The 21276-nt window shown below is 29.5% G+C and carries 15 protein-coding genes and 1 tRNA gene; 10 read left to right on the top strand and 6 right to left on the bottom strand.

The genetic code is table 11. The features are described from left to right. Window positions 1-135: 135 nt before the first annotated feature. Window positions 136-438 carry a hypothetical protein gene (locus Q0820_RS04675; RefSeq protein ID WP_298485579.1) on the bottom strand — a complete coding sequence of 101 codons (303 nt, stop codon included), beginning with the start codon at window positions 436-438 and terminating at the stop codon, window positions 136-138. Window positions 439-486: 48 nt separating this feature from the next. Continuing rightward, a complete protein-coding gene (folE, locus tag Q0820_RS04670) occupies window positions 487-1086 on the bottom strand; it encodes a GTP cyclohydrolase I FolE (protein WP_298485578.1) in 600 nt (199 codons plus the stop codon). A gap of 171 nt (window positions 1087-1257) precedes the next feature. Between folE and Q0820_RS04665 the strand changes: the two genes are divergently transcribed. Both Q0820_RS04665 and Q0820_RS04660 read left to right on the top strand, forming a co-directional pair. Next, window positions 1258-1962, top strand: a complete 705-nt coding sequence (locus tag Q0820_RS04665; RefSeq protein WP_298485576.1) for an ABC transporter ATP-binding protein — start codon at window positions 1258-1260, stop codon at window positions 1960-1962. Window positions 1963-1965: 3 nt separating this feature from the next. Beyond that, the gene (locus Q0820_RS04660; RefSeq protein ID WP_298485574.1) at window positions 1966-2730 is read left to right on the top strand and encodes a TIGR02757 family protein; all 765 of its coding nucleotides are present in this window, start codon (window positions 1966-1968) and stop codon (window positions 2728-2730) included. Between the two features lies 1 nt (window position 2731). Here the strand turns inward: Q0820_RS04660 and Q0820_RS04655 are convergent, their stop codons facing one another. Next, the gene (locus Q0820_RS04655) at window positions 2732-4297 is read right to left on the bottom strand and encodes a fasciclin domain-containing protein (RefSeq protein ID WP_298485572.1); all 1566 of its coding nucleotides are present in this window, start codon (window positions 4295-4297) and stop codon (window positions 2732-2734) included. Window positions 4298-4763: 466 nt separating this feature from the next. On the opposite strand from Q0820_RS04655, the gene Q0820_RS04650 reads away from it, so the two are divergent. The 6 genes from Q0820_RS04650 to Q0820_RS04625 all read left to right on the top strand — a co-directional run bounded on the left by Q0820_RS04650 (window position 4764) and on the right by Q0820_RS04625 (window position 12654). Then, a complete protein-coding gene (locus tag Q0820_RS04650; RefSeq protein ID WP_298485570.1) occupies window positions 4764-6230 on the top strand; it encodes an alkaline phosphatase PhoX in 1467 nt (488 codons plus the stop codon). 10 nt (window positions 6231-6240) lie between these two features. Then, window positions 6241-8061 carry a cytochrome c peroxidase gene (locus Q0820_RS04645; RefSeq protein WP_298485568.1) on the top strand — a complete coding sequence of 607 codons (1821 nt, stop codon included), beginning with the start codon at window positions 6241-6243 and terminating at the stop codon, window positions 8059-8061. A 114-nt stretch (window positions 8062-8175) separates the two neighbouring features. After that, window positions 8176-8631: a hypothetical protein gene (locus Q0820_RS04640; RefSeq protein ID WP_298485566.1), complete on the top strand. Its 456-nt coding sequence runs from the start codon at window positions 8176-8178 to the stop codon at window positions 8629-8631. Window positions 8632-8657: 26 nt separating this feature from the next. Then, entirely contained in the window at window positions 8658-9320 is a 663-nt protein-coding gene (locus Q0820_RS04635; RefSeq protein WP_298485564.1) for an SGNH/GDSL hydrolase family protein, read from the top strand. A gap of 1 nt (window position 9321) precedes the next feature. Then, window positions 9322-11004 carry an NAD(P)/FAD-dependent oxidoreductase gene (locus Q0820_RS04630; protein WP_298485562.1) on the top strand — a complete coding sequence of 561 codons (1683 nt, stop codon included), beginning with the start codon at window positions 9322-9324 and terminating at the stop codon, window positions 11002-11004. A 90-nt stretch (window positions 11005-11094) separates the two neighbouring features. Continuing rightward, window positions 11095-12654 (top strand): M28 family metallopeptidase, encoded by a 1560-nt coding sequence (locus Q0820_RS04625; protein ID WP_298485560.1) that lies wholly within the window; start codon window positions 11095-11097, stop codon window positions 12652-12654. 58 nt (window positions 12655-12712) lie between these two features. On the opposite strand, the gene Q0820_RS04620 is transcribed toward Q0820_RS04625, so the two are convergent. Further along, window positions 12713-12788, bottom strand: a tRNA-His gene (locus Q0820_RS04620). 191 nt (window positions 12789-12979) lie between these two features. Between Q0820_RS04620 and Q0820_RS04615 the strand changes: the two genes are divergently transcribed. Both Q0820_RS04615 and Q0820_RS04610 read left to right on the top strand, forming a co-directional pair. Continuing rightward, window positions 12980-15043 (top strand): tetratricopeptide repeat-containing sensor histidine kinase, encoded by a 2064-nt coding sequence (locus tag Q0820_RS04615; RefSeq protein ID WP_298485558.1) that lies wholly within the window; start codon window positions 12980-12982, stop codon window positions 15041-15043. Window positions 15044-15189: 146 nt separating this feature from the next. Next, on the top strand, window positions 15190-17280 hold the full coding sequence (locus Q0820_RS04610) for a tetratricopeptide repeat-containing sensor histidine kinase (RefSeq protein ID WP_298485556.1): 2091 nt from the start codon (window positions 15190-15192) through the stop codon (window positions 17278-17280). On the opposite strand, the gene bshB1 is transcribed toward Q0820_RS04610, so the two are convergent. Both bshB1 and ccsA read right to left on the bottom strand, forming a co-directional pair. Next, window positions 17277-17993, bottom strand: coding sequence for a bacillithiol biosynthesis deacetylase BshB1 (gene bshB1 / locus Q0820_RS04605; RefSeq protein ID WP_298485554.1), 717 nt, complete (start codon window positions 17991-17993; stop codon window positions 17277-17279). The two genes, Q0820_RS04610 and bshB1, sit on opposite strands and share 4 nt — an antisense overlap. A 53-nt stretch (window positions 17994-18046) precedes the next feature. After that, window positions 18047-21226 (bottom strand): cytochrome c biogenesis protein CcsA, encoded by a 3180-nt coding sequence (ccsA, locus tag Q0820_RS04600; protein ID WP_298485552.1) that lies wholly within the window; start codon window positions 21224-21226, stop codon window positions 18047-18049. Between the last annotated feature and the right edge of the window lie 50 nt (window positions 21227-21276).

The following is a 21276-nucleotide window of genomic DNA, read 5'->3' as shown; positions in this document are numbered from 1 at the left end:
TTTGTAACAATTGCTACATTGTAATAAGAATTAGCAAATAACCTCTGGATAAATCTTTATGAAAATAATCTTAAAAAATTGAGACAAACTTCTAAGCATTTAAATCTAGATTATAAGCAACGTTTAATGAAGAAATTAATCTACATCTATAATCTTACTAAATTTAGATTTTTTAAATACATAAGTATATAACCACATTATAGTAAAGGTTGGTATAACATCTAACCCAGGTATAATTTCTTCTACAAAAGATACTAGTCCTGCTGCTTTCCCAATTTTCCCTTTATAAAGTTTAATCATTAGCCAAGCAGAAATAGGAGCCCAAATAACATCTGAGAAATCTCCAAGAAAAGGAACTGCAAAAGAAAGCATTCCTATACCATCAAACAAAAGGCTTAGAAAGAGGTGTTTTATTTTTTTATTAGATGTAGTAGGCATATAAATAATTTAGTGTTCTATACTTACTAAAGCAACAAAGATGCCAAATTATGACAAATGAGAACTTATAAGTTTAAGAAACTCATTTCTTGTTTCTTGTTTTTCAAACTGTCCTCTAAATCCTGATGTAGTTGTAACAGAATTTTGTTTTTGTACACCTCGCATCATCATACACATATGAGATGCCTCAATAACAACAGCTACTCCCTTTGGTTTTAAAGTATTATTTATGCACTCTAATATATCATGTGTTAGCCTTTCTTGCACTTGTAATCTTCTTGCAAAAACATCAACAATTCTTGGGATTTTACTTAGTCCAACTATATGACCGTTAGGAATATAAGCTATATGCGCTTTCCCAAAAAAAGGTAGCATGTGATGCTCACATAAAGAATATAATTCTATATCCTTAATAATAACCATATCATCATAATCTTCTTTGAACATAGCTCCCTTTAATATTTTTACGGGGTCTAAATCATATCCTTGCGTAAGAAACTGCATTGCTTTTGCGGCTCTTTCTGGAGTTTTAATTAAACCTTCTCTAGAAACATCTTCGCCAATTCCGTTTAAAATAGAAGTATATTTTTCTTGTACTTCTTTCGTAATTTCTTGATCGTATTCTTCTAAATTTTTATATGATGACATGCTCTATAATATCTTTTAATGCTAATATTATGCAAATATATGCCTATTCTATTAATTCCTAGTATTTTGGTATGTGTACTGGCATATATTTAAAAGACAGCTTTAATGATTATCTCTATATTTTGGTATGTCCGTGCTAATGTTTACTTTCATCCCTTTAAAAAATTATAGATGATAAAGGCTTCCAATATTCAAAAATTTTATGGAGAACTTCAGGTTTTAAAAGGAGTAAACTTGCACATAAAAAAAAGTGAAGTTATATCTATTGTTGGCCAATCTGGTGCTGGAAAAACAACTTTATTACAAATATTAGGAACATTAGATGCTCAATATAACAAACAAAATAGCAGTCTTTTAATTAATAATATAGATGTTACTAATTTAACGGATCAAGAGCTTGCAAAGTTTAGAAATGAACATATAGGTTTTATTTTTCAATTTCACCAATTGCTTCCAGAGTTTACAGCATTAGAAAATGTTTGTATTCCTGCATTCATAAAAAAAACAAATAAAGCACAAGCAGAAAAAAGAGCTAAAGAGTTATTAGATTTTTTAGGGTTATCTCACCGATATAATCATAAACCAAATGAATTATCTGGAGGAGAACAACAAAGAGTTGCTGTTGCCAGGGCTTTAATTAATAATCCTTCAATAATTTTTGCAGATGAACCTAGTGGTAATTTAGACTCTGAAAGTGCCGATAATTTGCACAAATTATTTTTTGAATTAAGAGAAAAATACAACCAAACTTTTGTTATTGTTACGCATAATGAAGAACTAGCAAACTTAGCCGATAGAAAATTAGTTATGGTAGATGGCAACTTTACGCAAAAAGAAGAATCTATAGAATGGCAAGAATGGAATGCAGATAAATAATACATGACTAAAAAAGAACTCAAAGATTTTTTAGATGCTAAGGTTTTACAATACAACAGACCAGATTTTATAGATAGTGACCCCATACAAATTCCGCATACCTTTTCTAAAAAAGAAGATATAGAAATTAGTGCTTTTTTAACCGCAACAATAGCTTGGGGTAATAGAAAAAGTATTATTAAAAATGCAAAACAAATGATGACTATTATGGGAAATTCTCCTCATGATTTTGTTATGCAGCATAAAGAGGAAGATTTAGAAGCCTTTAATACTTTTGTACACCGAACTTTTAATAGTGAAGATGCAAAATTTTTTATAAAAAGCTTACGTAATATTTATCAAAATAACGGAGGGTTAGAATCTGTTTTTAAAACTAACCTCTCCGAAAATTCTTTACAACCAGCTATTTCTACTTTTAAGTCTATTTTTTTTGAAATTCCGCATCCGCAAAGAACAACCAAACACGTATCAGACCCTTTAAAAGGTTCTGCCGCCAAACGTATTAATATGTTTTTGCGTTGGATGGTAAGAGACGCTTCTACAGGAGTAGATTTTGGTATTTGGAAAACCATACCCACCTCCTCTTTATCTTGCCCCTTAGATGTACATTCTGGTAATGTTGCAAGAAAATTAAAACTTTTGAGCCGCAAACAAAACGATGCAAAAGCTCTTTTAGAGCTAGACACATCTTTACGAAAACTAGACCCTAAAGACCCTGTAAAATATGATTTTGCTTTATTTGGCTTAGGAGTTTTTGAAAAATTTTAAGTTATAGTACATCTATTAATTCTTCAGGAACTAATACTTTATCTATAACGTGTATTACTCCTCTTAAAATTTCATTATTAGCTTTAGAAATTTTTGCTAAAGAAACGGTTTTATCTTTAACATACACACCATTACTAGTAACTAAAAGAGTAATTTTTTCTCCTTGTGCTGTTTCTAGAGTTTCATTATTATTTATGTTAGATGACATTAATTTTCCAGATTCTACACAATGGTATTTAAAAATCTTTTTTAACATTTCTAAATCTTCAGCGGAATTAAATTCTTCTAATGAAGTATATCCCTTTTCGAGTATAAGTTTCATAAATGCAGCATCTGAAGGTATAAAAAAAGTAAATTCTTTATCTAAAAAACCTCCAAGACTACTTTGTAGTGTTTTAAATAGACTATGCGCTACGTTACAATCCTCCAAATTTTCTAATGCCGCAGCAAATACTTTACTAGCTTCACTACTTAAATCATCTATCACAGATTGTGGCAACATAACTCTATCTATAGTATGTATTACTCCATTTTTTGCTGGTATATCTGTTAAAATAAAATTTACTCCTAAAGTGGTCGCATCTATTAATTCGTATCCATTACTTGTAGGTGAAATTTTTATTTTATTTTCCCCAGATAGGGTTGCAATTTCTCCTTCAGTAATATCAGAAAAATATACAACATCATTTAATACATGATAAGATAATACATCACGTAACAAATCTATTTCAAACGCAGTGTCTATATCATCTAAAGAAGTAATTTCCGCTCCTAGAAGAGCATAAATACCCCCAAATGAGTCGTTCGTAGGAACAAAAACTGTATAAGTCCCGTCTTCATTCAAAGTATCTAACAACCCTGTAATTTCTAAAGCATCTTTTAAAAGAGAAAAATCTTCATTTTCCTGCACTAATTCTGAAATTGTTTTACTATTAGTTGCGTTTGCAGTATTTAAAAAGTCTTGTACCTCTGTTGGTATTAAGATTTTATCTATGGTATGTATTATACCATTACTAGCTTTAGTCTCTATTTCTAATAAATTAGCATTTACCTCAGATGCATCCCCAATAACAAATGTTTCTCCAGAAGCAATTATTTTAATATTATCACCTTCTAATAGTGTTTCTAATGTTTCTGCAGAAAGTGCATCCGAATTTAGCTGCTTTTCTACACCATGATATAATAAGATACGTTTAAGTAATTCTATTTCAATAAAATCGTTAAAATCATCAAAGCTATTATAATTATCTCCTAACAATATAAACAACTCTTCTATTGCTTTATTAGTAGGGGCAAATAAAGTTAATGGACCATCTACAGAAAAATTACTTTCTAAACCAGCTTTTACAATTGCAGCTTTTAATAAGGATAAGTCTTCTGTTTCGTTAATGGATTCGATAATATTTAATGTAACTACTTGCTCTACAATTTCCTCTTCCTCTTCCTTAGTAGATTCTTCTTTTATAATTTCTTCAATTTTTTCTTCAGAATTATTTTTACTACAAGAAAATAGTATTGCAAAAGCGCTTAATAGTAATAGTTTTTTTAACTGTAAGGTGGTCTTCATTTTGTTGTTTTTTGGTTCTCTAAATTATTCAGGAAAATTAATACTTAACAAAACCAAATAGATAAACATAACCTTAACTATAAGTTATTCAAACTTTAAATTTTAATCATTAAATACTATAAAATACACTATTCTTTTTAGGAAAAAAACTTATACTTATAAACTACTTATTTAAAAAACCAAAAGTCTTTAAACATAAACAATACTAGACTTTTAACTACTTACATTTAAAAAATAATCACAAAAAGAACTTAAAGTTGTAAGATTACAACTAAATTTTAAATTGCTGAAAATCAACAGGTTACAACAATTTAAATATAATTTTTAATCATTCTAATTAGTAACAGTTTCATAATATTTTTAACATTCAGATTAAACAAATAAAATATTCAGTTAAAGCTAGCTTAAACCATTGCTTCTAATTTTACACCAGAATTTATAACCCATAACAAACACATTAAAGAAAATGAAAAAATTTACAAGTGTATTGCTTTTAGCAGGTTTAGTTTCGGCTACTTCTTGTGATAAGTTAGACGATTTTACAGGAGGTGGTAATGATGCGCCAAAAGAAGGTGTTACCTTAAAAAACCATTCTACCGTACCAGCTTACTTTAAAGTAACTCCAGAATTTAATAATGTAGAAATATATTCTATTTTAAGTTCTCCAGATGTACTACAAGATTCTCCAAACTTTGTATATGGATCTATGGCAGATGGTGCCGGTCTTTTAAAAGAAGCTGACGGAACTTTTACGCTAATTAATAATATTGAAGCGGATTACTCTATTGCAAGAATTTCATTTGATGAAACTTTTAAACCAGTAAAAGGAGAATATATTCTTAACGCAGAAGCTACAGCATACACTGCTCAGTGCTCTGGTTCATTAATTACTCCAGAAGAGCATGGTTTTGGACCAACTTACTTATCTGGTGGTGAATGGGGGGGATCTTCTAAAGGAGTTTTTGCTGTAGATCCTTACAAGAGCTCTTCTGATGCATCTGTTGCAACTACATTATCTGCTTTAGGAGAATGGTCTACTGAAAATGCAGTAGCAATAGGAAAAGATGCTTTCCCTGGGAAAACAGTAATTTTTATTGGTGATGATCACTCTGACAATGAAGTACCTTCTGGACAATTAGGAATGTATGTTGCTGATCAAGGAGATCTTAACAATGGAAAATTATATACTTTAAAAGTAACTACTGAAGGTGTAGCATATGAAATGGATATGGCTGAAGGAGAAACTTACGATGCCGAATTTATAGAAATGGAAGAAAGAAGCATTGACCTTTTAGATGCTGAAGCTAAAGAAAAAGGTTCTATGGGATTCTCTAGATTAGAAGATATTGACTGGAGAAGAGGTATTGCTGCTAACCAAAGAGAATTATACATTACTGTTACAGGTAGAAAAAAAGATGGTCTTGTTGGTAAAGGATCTACATATGGTAGAGTTTATAAAGTAGTTCTAGATAAAGAAGATCCAACAAAAGCTACAATTTCTTGTGTTCTAGATGGTGATAAATTAGATGGTAAGGCAAAAGCTTTTCATAGCCCTGATAACATTGTTGTTACTAAAAACTATGCATACATTCAAGAAGACCCTAATGGATACCCTGATACTACAGACAAAGCACACTATGCACAATTATACCAATATAATTTAAACACAGGAGAGTTAAAAACTGTTTTAGAGTGTGATCAAGTTGCAGCAGCAGCTGCAGGCGTAGGAAATGCAGACAGAAATTGGGAAATTACTGGTATGATTGATGTTTCTGAAACTTTAGGTGTAGAAGATACTTTTATTATGATTACTCAAAATCATGGTTGGGAGCCAGCAGATGGTTCTGCTTTTACAGATTCTATGGCTAACGCACAAGCAAACAGTCGTAAAGAAGGTAGCCAGTTATTTGTTCTTAAAGGTTTATCTAACTAATAATTTTTGAATGATTAAGCATTTAAAAAAACAATTAAAAAAAGGGGTTTATGTTTACATAAGCCTCTTTGTTTTATCTATTATTTCATGTAATCAGGTAAAAAAAGACACTAAAGAAGTTCATTTAAACATAGGCCAAAAACTTCAAAAAAACTATACTGCTAAACTTATTATATGCCAGTCGCATATAGACAGTTTATCTAAAAGTAATTCTAAAAAAGATTTTGAAAAATATTATTTAAATGCTAGAAAAGTATTTAAACAAGTAGAACCAATGATGGCGTTTATTGATGCAGAAAATTATAAATTTTTAAACGCGCCAAATATTCTAAAAGTAGAAGAAGAAGATGCTACTAATATTAAAGTAATGTCTCCTAAAAGTTTTCAGGTATTAGAAGAATCTATTTATACAGAGGAGTCTTTAGACATAAAAAAAGTACAAGAGACTGCTAAACTTATATACCATAGATTAAAATTAATTGAAAAAAACACTAAAATAGAGTACTTTAAAGAACACCATGTTCTTTGGTTACTTAGAGATGCTATACTAAGAGTTTCGCAAACAGGTCTTACAGGCTTTGATTCCCCTGTTTTGGAACAATCTTTAGCAGAAGCACAAGATGTATATAGTACTTTAAATGACTATATACATATTTTAGAAACAGAATTTGTAAATAAAGAACTTTATAATAGTTGGGTTTCTGAAATTGAATCTACTATAAAAACCCTAAACACTAAAGACTTTAATACATTTGATAGATATAGTTTTATAAAAAATCATACTCATAAACAATTGCGTTTATTTAATGAAACTGTATTAGATTGGAATACTAAATTTCCATTTACTTTGGCTCTAAAGAATGATGCTCCTTCCCTATTTTCTGATAAAACATTCAACACAGAATACTATTCAGATATAAAAAATAAAGGCTTTTCTAAAGAAGTTATTGCTTTAGGTCGTGATTTATTTAATGACAAAAGTTTATCTATAAATAACTCTATGAGTTGTGCTACATGCCATAACAAAGAAAAGGCATTTACAGATGGGCTTAAAAAACCTAAAGGACAAATAAGAAATAGTCCAACACTAACATATGCATCGCTTCAACAAAGCTTTTTTTACGATAATAGAGCAGGAAGTTTAGAAGGCCAAATTGTATCTGTTGTAAATAATGAAACAGAATTTCATACAAATTTAGAAACCTTACAAAAAGCTGTAAATACAAGTCCTGATTATAAATCCCGTTTTGATAATATTTATAATGGTAAGATAACAGACTATAATATACGTAATACTATTGCAGAGTATATTAGAACCCTAAATAAATTTAGCTCTAAGTTTGATAAAAATATTAATGGTCTAGAAAATTCCTTAACCAAAAATGAAATTAATGGTTTTAATTTATTTATGGGAAAAGCTAAATGTGCAACTTGCCATTTTGCTCCTGTTTTTAATGGTACTGTACCTACATTATATAAAGATACAGAAATAGAGTTATTAGGAGTACCTACTAAAAACGACACAATTAATGCCATAGTAGATGCAGATTTAGGAAGGTATAACGTATTTAAAACTGAAGAAAGAAAACACTTTTTTAAAACTCCTACGGTTAGAAACGTAGAACTTACAGCTCCTTATATGCATAATGGTGTTTATACTACATTAGAAGAAGTTGTAGATTTTTATAATCGTGGTGGCGGTGCAGGAATAGGAATAGATTTAGAATTACAAACATTACCTCCTACCCCACTAAATTTATCCGAAATAGAAAAGCAAGACCTCATTCTTTTTATGAAAAGTCTAACTGATTCTAGTAAAGAAAATATTTAAATTAAGTTTTTAAATATAAAATAGCCTTACAGAAATACATAGCTGTAAGGCTATTTTTATTTATAAGTATTTATAAACTATCTTAGAGGTTTAATTTTTTATTTTAAATAATATATGCAACCAAAAGTCTTTTTAAAAACCTTAAAATTTCTTCATCTTTCTTTAGTACTAGGTCTAGTACTTTTTGCTGTAATAGCTTATATGCAAAATTCAGAAATAACAGCACAACCAGATTCTAACAACCCATTTTTATATGCGGTACCAATTATTGCTATTATTGGTTATTTTGGTAGTCAGTTTTTATCCAAAAAAATGTTATCAAAAATAACATCCAACTTATCTTTAGAAGAAAAATTAAAAAAATATAAGTCGGCATCTCATGTAAAGTTTATGATTATTGAGCTTCCTGCTATTTTTGCGTTATTTGCTTTTTACACTACATCAAATGCTTTACCTCTAGTAATTGCTGTTTCCTTAATTGCATATTTATTCTCTCAAAAGCCTTCTTTAAATAAAATAAAAGCAGATTTAAACTTAAACAAAGAGGATATAAAAGCTTTAGAATCATGAAAAATCTCAAAATCCTTATTATAATTATGTTAGCATTCTTAGGTATAAATAAGGCAAAAGCGCAAACGGAAGATTGGGCAAATTTAAAACATTTTCAAAAAGAAAATGAAGCCATAAAAGCAACTTTAGAAAATGAAGACAGAGTAGTTTTTATGGGAAACTCCATTACCATTGGTTGGCTACACAAAAGACCAGATTTTTTTAAAGGAAAACCATACATAAATAGAGGTATTAGCGGGCAAACTACACCTCAAATGTTAGTGCGCTTTAGACAAGATGTAATAGAATTACATCCAAAAGTTGTTGTTTTATTAGCAGGCACAAATGATATTGCAGGCAACACTGGCCCATCTACTTTAAATATGATTATTAATAATATTAAAGGAATGGCCGAAATTGCAAAAGCAAATAATATAAAAGTAATTTTATCTTCTACATTACCAGCTTATAAATATCCTTGGAGTCCAGAAATTAAACCTGCAGATAAAATTGTTGCGTTAAACGAAATGATAAAAGAATACGCTCTTGAAAATGACTGTATTTATTTAGATTATTTTTCTGTTATGGTTGATGATAGAAATGGTTTACCAAAAAAATATGCAAAAGATGAAGTACACCCAACAGCAGAAGGTTATGCTGTTATGGAACCTTTAGTAAAAGAAGCAATTAAAGAAGCGCTAAAAAAATAATTTGGAAAAAAATAAACAAGACTGGGATACAATTATTATTGGTTCCGGAGCTGGTGGCTTAGCAGCTGCAATATGTTTGTCTAGAGAAGGGCAAAAAGTTTTAGTTCTAGAAAAGCATGATGTTCCTGGTGGTTGGTGTCATAGTTTTTATTTAAATGGTCATAGGTTTACTCCTGGAGTACACTACATTGGCTTATTAGGGGAAGGAGAATCTACCAGCGATTTATATAAAGGGTTAGGCATAGCAAACGACCTTGTTTTTTTTAGAATGAATCCTGATGCTTATGAACATTGCTGGATAGGAGATGAAAAATTTGACTATCCTTCTAACCTAGAAGAGTTAAAAGAACGATTAGCAAAACGTTTCCCAAAAGAAAAAAAGAATATTGCTAAATATTTAACTTTAGTAAAAAATGTAAGTACACAAATATATTCACTTCCGTATATTAAAGGTTTTTGGCAAAAAATAACTATTCCATACCGCACTCGTCATATGGGTAAATATGGTTTATTTAGTCTTAAACGCGTAATAAACTGGCATATTAAGGATCCTTTACTTAAAAATATACTTAACGTACAATGTGGAGATCACGGGCTACAACCAAGAAAAGCAGCTTTTCCTTTGCATTGTGCATTAATGAGTCATTATTTTAATGGTAGTTACTACCCTATGGGTGGCGGTGGCGCTTTAATAAAAGCCAAAACAAATGCTTTAAAAAAACACAATGGCAAAATTCGTACTAGTACAGGTGTTAAAAAAATTATAGTAGAAGAAAACTCCAAAATTAAAAAAGCGGTAGGTGTAGAATTAGAAAATGGAGAAAAACTTTATGCCAAAAATATTATTTCTAATGCAGACCCAGGAATTACCTATTTAAAACTTATTGGGGAAGAAAACATTAGTCAAAAACTTCAAAAGAAACTAAGTAAAACTAAATATTCCTGTACTTCTTTAATGCTCTTCTTAACGGTAAATTTAGATGTAAAAAAAGCGGGGCTAGATTCTGGTAATATTTGGCTAATGCCAGATAAAGATGCCGATGAATTTTATGATGGCTTAATGAAGGAGGATATTTTAAAAGGGGATGCTTTTGAAGGTATGTTTATAAGCTGTACAACACTTAAAGACCCATCTAGTTATAATGGAAAAGAACACTCCTTAGAAGTTATTACTTATATAAATTATGATTCTTTTAAAGAATTTGAGAATGAAAATGAACAACGCTCAAAAGCATATTTAGAGTTTAAAGAGAAATTAACCCAAAAGATGCTAAATGGTTTAGAAAAAGCTATTCCAAATATTAGAGAACATATTATACATCAAGATTTAGGCACACCCATTACAAATGAGTATTATGTAAATAGCACAAGAGGAAATGTATATGGCACAGAAAAAAGTTTAATGCATATTGGCCCATTTGCTTATAAACCAAAAAGTGAGATAGATAATTTATACTTATGTGGTGCCAGTATCTTATCACACGGTGTAGCTGGTGCAGCACATTCTGGAGTAGAAACTGCCAGTATTATTCTAAATTGCGAAGCAGATAGTTTAAGAAAACCACAACCAGATCAAGAATTAACTATTTTAGAAGCAGAAGATTCTACAAATTACCCAGATTGGTTAACTAAAAAAATAGAACATAGAAAAACAAGGGCAAAGGCTAAATCTTTAGTAGATTAAAAAAACCTAAAATAGCTAATAAGTAGAATCCAAAAATTTCATAAACTTTTAAGTATTTTTGTGATACATAATTTACAACTTAATAGCTATATGAAAAAAATACTTTTTTCTACAATGGGTCTCATTTTTGCATGCAACACATCGCAAAAAACGGTCACAGAAGAACCTAAATCCATAAAAGAAATAGATGTTTCTACAATTGCAGCTTCTATTACCGAGGATGAATTAAAAGAACATTTATACGTTTATGCTTCGGACGAATACGAAGGGAGAGAAACTGGGCAACCTGGACAAAAAAAAGCAGTAGAATACATTAAGAATGAATACGAGAAACTTGGTATTCCTGCAGCAAAAAAAGATGGAGATTATTTTCAAAATGTCCCATTAAAACTTAATAATGTACCATCAGGAAAAATAGTTTTTAACAATAAAGATTACAATGTAGGCGAGCACGTTCTTACCTTTAATGCTGCAAATTTAAATTTTAGTACTATAACTTATGTTGGTTTTGGCATAGAAGATGATAATTACTCAGACTATAAAAATATTGATGTAAAAGACAAAATTGTTTTATTAAAATCTGGAGAGCCAATAGATAGTGATAATAATTATATTATTTCTGGGACTAAAGAAAAATCTATCTGGAGTAATGCCTCTGAAGCTATTGGTAAAAAAATAAAGATAGCTCTAGACAAAGGTGCCAAAGGAGTTCTTTATTATGATTCTTTGAGCTATAATAGATTTAAAAGCAGATTTAATTTCATGAGGGAAAACAATAGTGGCCGCATGGAAGTAATAGATAAAAATAAAAAACAATTTTCAAGTTTGTTTATTGACACTTTTTTAGCAAAAAATATTTATCAAGAAATAGAAAGTAACAATGTGCCTAAAATTTTGGAAAGCCCACTATCTATACAAGTTGCTAGTACAGATGACGCATTAAATTCTGAAAATGTAGTAGCAATATTAAAAGGTTCTGAAAAGCCAGAAGAATATATTGTTATTTCTTCCCATTTAGATCATATTGGCGTAACTCCAAAAGGAGAAATTAATAATGGTGCAGATGATGATGGTTCTGGTACCGTAGCACTCCTAGAAATAGCAGAAGCATTTAAAAAAGCCGAAAAGTTAGGGCAAGGCCCAAAAAGGTCAATTGTCTTTTTACATGTTACAGGAGAAGAAAAAGGGTTATTAGGGTCACAATATTATACTGACTTTAATCCTATTTTCCCACTAGAAAACACCGTAGCTAACTTAAATGTAGACATGATTGGTAGAATAGATCCTAAAAGAGAAGGAAACAGAAATTATATTTACCTAATTGGATCAGACAAATTAAGTACCGATTTGCACAACCTTTCTGAGGAAGTGAATAAAAAGTACACTAATATTGAATTAGATTACACGTATAATGATGAAAATGATCCAAATCGTTTTTATTACCGAAGCGATCATTACAATTTTGCAAAAAATAATATTCCAATTATATTTTACTTTAATGGTACACATGATGATTATCATAAACCAACCGATACTCCTGACAAAATTAATTATGATTTATTAGAGAATAGAACTAGATTAATTTTTTATACTGCTTGGGAAATTGCTAATAGAGAAAAACGCTTAGTAGTAGATAAAACAGCTAAATAAGCTTAAGACCATACAAATAAAAAAAGCCTTATCAAATATGATAAGGCTTTTGCTTTTAGGGTGGAAGACGGGATTCGAACCCGCGACCCTCGGTACCACAAACCGATGCTCTAACCAGCTGAGCTACAACCACCATTTGTAAGCGAGTGCGAAGATAATTTTTTTTATTTAATCTATCAAAATAAACTAAATAAAAAAATGAGAAAAAGCACTAGTAATAATTACTTAATATTGTTAACTTGTAAGGTAAATAACTACATTATTATAAGTGAATTCTATAGCGACATTTATTGAATCATTTTTAAAATTACGCAAAATTCTAACAATGAATAACTTAAAGCATTTTTTTAAGTCGCTACTTTACATAAAAGTATTTTTCTGGACTTTTATATCTCTTTTTAATACTTCCTGTATTTATTCTCAAATAAATAATATAAAAAAAGATAGTTTATTAAACCTAATTAAAGAACAAGAGAATAAAAAAGATTTTACTGTAAAGGATACTGTTTACACTAACTTATTAAATAAGTTAGCAATTGAATATACGTATTCTACATCAGACACGCTGCTAACCATATCAAATAAAATTTTAGAATATAGTAATGCTATTAATTACGATAAAGGAAAAGGTTATGCATATATAGGTTTAAGTAACTATTATTTAGAAAAAGGAAAAGATACATTAGTCTTTAAATACCTGAAAAACGCAAAAAAAATTGCTTTAAAAACCAAAGACACTACCCTTTTATTAGAAGTAAGTAATCATTATGCAATTGAATATGACCATTCTGGAGACAGTTCTAAAGCATTAAAAGAATATTTAAAAGGAAAAGTATTAGCAGAAAAAATTAAAAATAAACAGTACTTACTTACTATATATCAAAATATTGCTGTCACGTATAGTCACAAAAAACTATACCGTAGAGCTCTTAAATATTTTAATAAGGCAAATGTTTTAGCTACTAAAATAAAGGATTCCACATCAATTGGTATAACCATGTGTAATATGACTAGAGCATATATTGGCTTAAATGATTTAGACCAAGCTACTACTTCAATAAACAAAGGGATAAAAATTGTAGAGGATAATGATTTATACGAATGGTTAGGTTATGCTTATATGCTTAAGGGAGATATTCTTTTAAAAGAAAAAAAACATGATGATGCTTTAATTTGGTATAAAAAAAGTGAACCTATTCAACTTTCTACAAACTATGACATTGGGGTTATGGATTTATATAATTCTATGGCAAAATTATATATAGAAAAAAACAATATTGCTCTAGGAAAAGAATTTGCTATAAGAGCCTGCAAGTTAGCGGAAGAAATAAGATACCCAATAGGGATATCTAAATCTGCTGAGAGTTTGTCATTAATCTATGAAAAATTAGATGATGACACTAATGCATTAAAATATCATCGTCTTTTTAAAAAAATGTCCGATTCTCTTTCTAAAAATGAACAAGTAATAGGTATTGCGTTGTTAGATATTGAAAATCAACATAAACATGAACAACGAAAATTAATTAATGAAAACAACACTAAAGTTAACAAGCAAAAGAATTTACTTTATTTCTCATTAATTACATTGTTTATTTTATTTATTATAGCATCGTTAATTATTAGAAATTTAAATACCCAGAAAAAATTAAGTGAAGCACTAAAAGTAAAAAATGAAATCTTAGCCTTTAATGAGAAAGAATTAAAAAAAATTAATAGTACTAAAGATAAATTATTCTCTATCATAGGGCATGATTTAAGAGGACCTATTTCATCTTTAAAACAATTACTAGAAGCAACTGAAGAAGAATCTATCATTAAACGTTTTATACCAAAATTAAAAAATGATGTAGAGCATATTCATTTTACATTAAATAATCTATTAACGTGGGGACAAACGCAAATGCAAGGTTCTAAAGTTTTTTCAAAAAAAATAAATTTAAATGAAATTGCTGCTAATAACGTAAAATTATTCTCTGATAGAATTAACAAAAAAAAATTAAATATTTCTTTAGAAATTCCCGAAAATTGTAATGCTTTTGCAGATGAAAATCACATAGATTTAGTTTTTAGAAATATATTAAATAATGCTATTAAATTTACTGAAGCAGGCGGTTCAATTAAAATTAGTTCTAAAAATACAAATAAAGAAGTTCAGGTCTTTATTTCGGATACTGGAAAAGGGATAAAAAAAGAAGATATTGATAAGCTTTTTAATGAAAGAAAACATTTTTCTACATATGGCACTTCTAATGAAAAAGGCACAGGTTTAGGTTTATCTTTATGCAAAGAAATGATAGAATTAAACAATGGAAAAATCTGGGTTAAAAGCGAAGAAAATAAGGGTAGCACTTTTGCTTTTAGCATGCCTAATTTAAAAAAAGAATAAACCTATAAGAATACTGCAAATCTTCAAAACATCGACAAAATACATGTTTTACAAGATAAAACACACAAAATATGATGTTTCACAACATTTATTAGCAAACCACTGCGTATCATGGTAATTTTATTTTCTTAATATATTAAGAAACCATGACTAAAAACTGTACTCCATTAAAGAACAGTTTTCCCCAACAAATAATCCGTAAAATTTTACTTACGGTACTACTTTTATTTATCCTAACTGGAAGCGCACAACAAACGGTTCGTGATAGTTTAGAAAAAGTAATAAATGCTGCAAAATTAAAAAGTGATTTTAATACAAAAGATACTTTATACATTTCATTATTAAATAAATTAGGAAATGAATTAAGATATTATAACACCGATAGTTTATTACAAATATCTAAAACTGCATTAAAGTATAGTAATGAAGCAAATTACAATTCTGGCAAAATTAATTCATTAATAGCAATAGGAATTTATTACTCTGACCAAGGTGCTCATAAAAAAGGTATTGAGTATTTTAAAAAGGCTTTACATGTTTCAAAAGAAATAGAAGATTCTAAAAAAATTATACGGTCTCAAAATAATCTTTCTGGTGAATACACATATTTAGGGGATTATGCAATGGCACTTAGTGGATACTTAGAAGCAGAAGAATTAGCAACTACAACTGCTAACAAAAAAATGTTATCCATCATAAATGAAAATATAGCTAATCTTTATATAAGTCAAAAAGATTATACCCAAGGTTTATTTTTCTTTAAAAAAGTAAAAAAAATAAATGAAGAGTTAAAAAACCCAATTTTCTCTGCCGAAACAATGAGTAATATGGCTTCTGCCTATGCAGACATGGGAGAATTAGAATATGCAATGTTTAATATAAACCAAAGTGTTGCAATATTTGAGAAAAAGAAAATTATGGATTGGCTTGCCTATGCATATGAAATAAAGGGGAAAATTTATTTAAAACAAAACAAATACAAATGGGCTCTTTATTGGTATAAACAAAGTGAAATGCTTCATAAGTCACTACAAGATGTTAGAGGCAAAATAAGCCTTCTTAATGGTATGTCTGAAGCTTATTTAGGCCAAAAAAAAGACAGTATCTCTCAAGTATATGCTCAAAATGCTTTTAAATTATCAAATCAATTACAATTTAAGGAAGGAATACAAGAATGCGCAAAAGTATTATATAAGATAAATAAAAATAAAAAAGATTACGCTCAAGCTTTAACATACCATGAGCTTTTTCAAAAAATATCGGATACACTGTCTAGAAATGAAAACCAAACAAGTTTAACAATGCTTAAAACAAAAATTGAGCATGAAAGACAAAAGGAAGAATTAATACTTTCCAGTGAAAAAGCAATTGCAAAGCAGAAAAACTATGTATACTATGCTTTATCCATCCTTCTTATTTTTGTAGTAATAAGTTTTATTATTAAAAGGAATGAAAAAATACAAAAGAAATTAAATCTAGAATTAAATACTAAAAAGAAAGATTTAGAAAAAAAAGAGATCAACTTACGAGAAATAAATTCTACTAAGGATAAACTTTTTTCAATTATTGGACACGATTTAAGAGGGCCAATTGGAGCTTTTCAAGGCTTACTAAAATTATTTAAAGATGGCGAAATTGGACAAGAAGATTTTTTAGGTTTTGTACCTAAGCTAAAATCTGACATAGACCATATTTCCTTTACATTAAACAACTTACTATCTTGGGGGCAATCTCAAATGAATGGTGCAGTATTAAAACCTTCTGAAGTATGCTTAGAAAACTTAGTTTCAGAAAATATTAATTTGTTATCTGAAACTGCACATGCAAAATCTATAAACCTAATAAATCAATTACCTCCAAAAACATATTCGTGGGCAGATAAAAACCAAATAGATATTGTAATACGAAATTTAATAAGTAATGCTCTGAAATTTACACCAGAAAAAGGAACTATTACTATAGGTTCTATGCAAAAAAGAAATGCTTGGGAAATTTTTGTAAAAGATACTGGTGTTGGTATGAGTGTTAATATGCAGGAAACAATTTTTAACAAAAATTCTAATATTACAACTTATGGCACCAATAATGAAAAAGGTACAGGATTAGGGCTTTCCTTATGTAAAGAAATGGTAGAAAAAAATGGCGGTAAAATATGGGTAACAAGTACTTTAGGAAAAGGCTCTTGTTTTTATTTTACAGTGCCAAAAACAAAAAAAGAATATAAACAAATTGCTTAAAAAATAGCATCTAAATTATCTACCCCTATAACTCTTTCTACTGTAAAACCCTCTGCATGATTAACTCCAATTAATCTTCCTAAATCTCTTGCTCTATAATCTACACTTTCAAAAAAATTCTTGCTTGTTATTGGAGTCTCTGGCTCCTCACTATTTGGGTCATAAAATTGTGAAGCGTATGCTTTTATAGATTCCATTTTAGTATCTACATAACCAGTAATATCTACAACAAAATCAGGAGATATGTTTTTCCATTGTATATAATGATATACATTTTTTGGTCGCCAAGGTTCTTGATTTTTACCTTCTATTTTGGTTTCTATTTTTACCAAACCACTTAAAAAACAAGCATCACTTACTAATTTACTTCCTTTTCCATGATCTATATGCCTATCATCAATAGCATTACATAAAACAATTTCTGGAGTATACGTTCTAATTTGCTTTATAATTTGTAATTGGTGCTCTTTGTTATTTACAAAAAAACCATCGGCAAATCCTAAATTAACACGAACTGCAATACCTAAAATTTCTCCTGCCTTAGCGGCTTCTTTATCTCTTATTTCAGCAGAACCTCTTGTACCCAATTCTCCTCTTGTAAGATCTACAATACCAACTTTTTTTCCACTTGCTATTGCCTTTGCTATAGTGCCTCCTGCTCCTAACTCTGCATCATCTGGGTGTGCACCAAAAACTAATATATCTAATTTCATTTTTTATATTTTAAAACTAGTCGGTAATAGCAAAACAACTTTCAGTTTTTCTATTATTTTTTACTAAAATTTACTTTATATCTCCAATAACTTACTGCTCCTAAAACAAAAACTCCAAAAACAGTATAGTAAATAAAATTTGGGGTTATAACTTGATCTCCACTAGCATAACTATGCAAGCCAACCAGATAAAAGTTTACACCAAAATAGGTCATCATAATAGAACCAAATGCTACAACACTTAAAAAGTTAAAAGTCCATTTACCTCTTAAACCAGGAACTAGTCTTGTATGTATTACAAAGGCATAAATCATAATAGATACTAATGCCCAAGTTTCTTTTGGGTCCCATCCCCAATAACGACCCCAACTTTCATTTGCCCATTGTCCACCAAGAAAGTTTCCAATTGTTAGCATTATTAAGCCTACAGTTAAAGCCATTTCATTAATAATTGTTAGTTCCTGTAGGTTAATATCCATTCTTTTCTTATTCTTCTTATTCGTTAAAACCATAAGTAATAAAGAAACTACACCTAAGATCATACCAACAGTTAAGGGACCATAACTACCTACAATTACAGCAACATGTATCATTAACCAATAACTATCTAAAACCGGTTGTAAATTTGCTATAGATGGATCTACCCAACTTTGGTGCGCTATCCATAATAACATAGAGGTAACAAATGCAGTTGCAGCAATTGTCATATTATTTTTTCTTCCTAAAAATAACCCCATTGCCATAGTAGCCCAAGCAACATATAATATACTTTCATAAGCATCACTCCAAGGAGCATGACCAGATATATACCAACGCATTATTAAACCTGCGGTATGCCACAAAAAGAAAATAACAATTACACCTTTAAAAGCGTAAATTCCAATTTTCCATATTTCACGGTCTTTAAAAATTTGAAATATTAATGTAAAAAACATCAAAACACCTATTAAAGCATAATATTTATATAAGCGATTAAAAATATTAAGCTTATTATAAATTACTTCAGCATTTACCTTTTCATCTGAAGGTAAAACTTCTTCACCGTGGTTTTTCTGGTTTTGTTTAAAAGCATCTAATAACTTATCTGCTTCTGCATAGTTACCAGATTTTTTTGCTTTAGATAAAGTCATTAAATAATAAGGCACTGCATTTTTAACAAAGTTGGCATATAAAGAATCTGCAACTTGGTATTGTCCTCCCCTATATTCTACTGCAGATATCCACTTATTATTCTCATCATTTAACAATGGAAAAATCTTTACGATTTGCCCACTCAACGCTTGGTTTAATAAGCTAAGTCTAATATTAGCATCTTTTATATCTTGCTGAAACTTATTAGGATTATTTGTGCCTGTGGCATCTTTTAAAAAGGGTTCTAATTTATAGTTTCCTTTGCTATCAAAAAAGTCTGTAGCCTTTACAAATTCTTTACCCTTTTCTACACCTATTGTTTTTCTAATACTATCATTTTGTTTTTTCTTATCTACCGCAATAAACTCCGTATTATACCATATAGCAGGATTCATCATCATAGATAAAAATACTTGGTCTGCATTTAAATCTTTATAAGTATCCTTTAAACTAAGTTTTCTTAATAATTCTGATGAAAATGTATTTATGGGTTTCATTCTACCACTCTCATCCTGTATCACTAGTTTCCCAAATTTCTCGGCATGCTCTTTAGAAACAATAGTAGCCATTAAAACAGAGTCTATTTGCGTAATAGTGGGTTCGTTATTATGATTATGTCCATCATTTGCGCTATGTTCTTGACTTAAAACAGATACTGTAGAACTTAATAGTATTACTAAAGTAAGTGCGCCTTTTTTTGCTTTTATTTTATTTAGTTTTTCTACTAAATCTCTAAATCGAGTTTTTCCAAAGAAAATAGTTCCTAACAATCCAATATATAAAAGTGTATATCCTATATAGGTTATCCAAGTTCCCCAAAAATCATGATTTACAGAAAGAACAGTTCCTTTTTCATCTGGATCAAAACTTGCTTGAAAAAAACGATACCCTTGATGGTCTAATACATGGTTCATAAATATTTTATAATCAAAAGGGCGTTCATCTTCAATAGTAACTTTACTCATAAAAGAGGCATAGCCTTTTTCTGTACCAGGATATTTTTCGGCAATAAAATCGTTAAGTTTTATACTAAAAGGAAGCTCGTATACTTTAGAACCATAGGCTAAAGCAAAATCTAAACCTCCAACTTTTATTTTATCTGTAAAATTTGATGTTCCTTTTCCTCCAAGTATTTTCTTTTCTAATACTTCACCATTACTCTCAATTTTTACAACTAAGGCATCTTGACTAGCTTTTGTAATTTCTTCTTCTGGTAATGGTACTACTCCATATTCTCCTTGTGTAATTGGGTCTGGAATTACAAATTGCATACCTGCTGTGTTATATAAAGACCTTAATTGTAGCTCTTGCAAACTATCTTTTATAACAGTACCCTGCATTTGGTCTGCCATTCTCATAAAATTACCTTCAAACGGAGATTTTATACTATAAGAACCATCTTTAGCAAAAATATTAATAGCACCTTCTGTACTTTTATTTAAAGCAAATAGAACATTATGAATGCTTACTACTTTACCACTCTCTAAATAATGGTCATGTCTTTGTCCATTACCCGCTTCAACAATTTTTAAAAAGAAGTTTCCGGTAGTACTTGGCACCAAACCTAATTTAGCCCCTTTTATAAAATCTACATAAGAAATTGTAAAATCTTGATGATTATAATCGGATTTCCAAGGTAAGTTAGATTTTAATGCTTCAGGGGTAACAATTAAATCATCTTCAAGAACCTTTCTCTTAGGTTCTCCATTTATTTCCCCATCAACAAATACGGTTAAATACGTTTTATCAGAATAAAATACTTTTTCTGTATTGCCTTCTCTAATAGGCATCATACCCTCAAAACTAATATACCTAGTTACAAAAGCACCTAAAATTATTAATATCCAAGAAAGGTGTAATACTAAAACTGGCCACTTTTCTTTTCTTAAAAGTTTGTACCTAAAAATATTCCCCACAAAATTAATCACAAAAAACACCATTATAGCCTCAAACCAAGTAGTATTATAAATCCAGATTCTTGCGGTTTCTGTACTATACCAACTTTCTATAAAAGTTCCAAATGCCATTGCTGTTGCAAATACAATAAATAGAACAGACATTAAACGTGTAGAGAAAAAGAATTTTTTAAGTATGTTGGTCATTACAAAAATGAGTTAATTTTCAGCTAGTAAAAATACAGCCTTTTTGCGAG

It is taken from the genome of uncultured Maribacter sp. (genome assembly GCF_947495965.1).
Lineage (GTDB): Bacteria > Bacteroidota > Bacteroidia > Flavobacteriales > Flavobacteriaceae > Maribacter_B.
The sequence above is the reverse complement of the archived record's forward strand: the minus strand, read 5'-3'. Positions and strand labels throughout refer to the sequence as shown.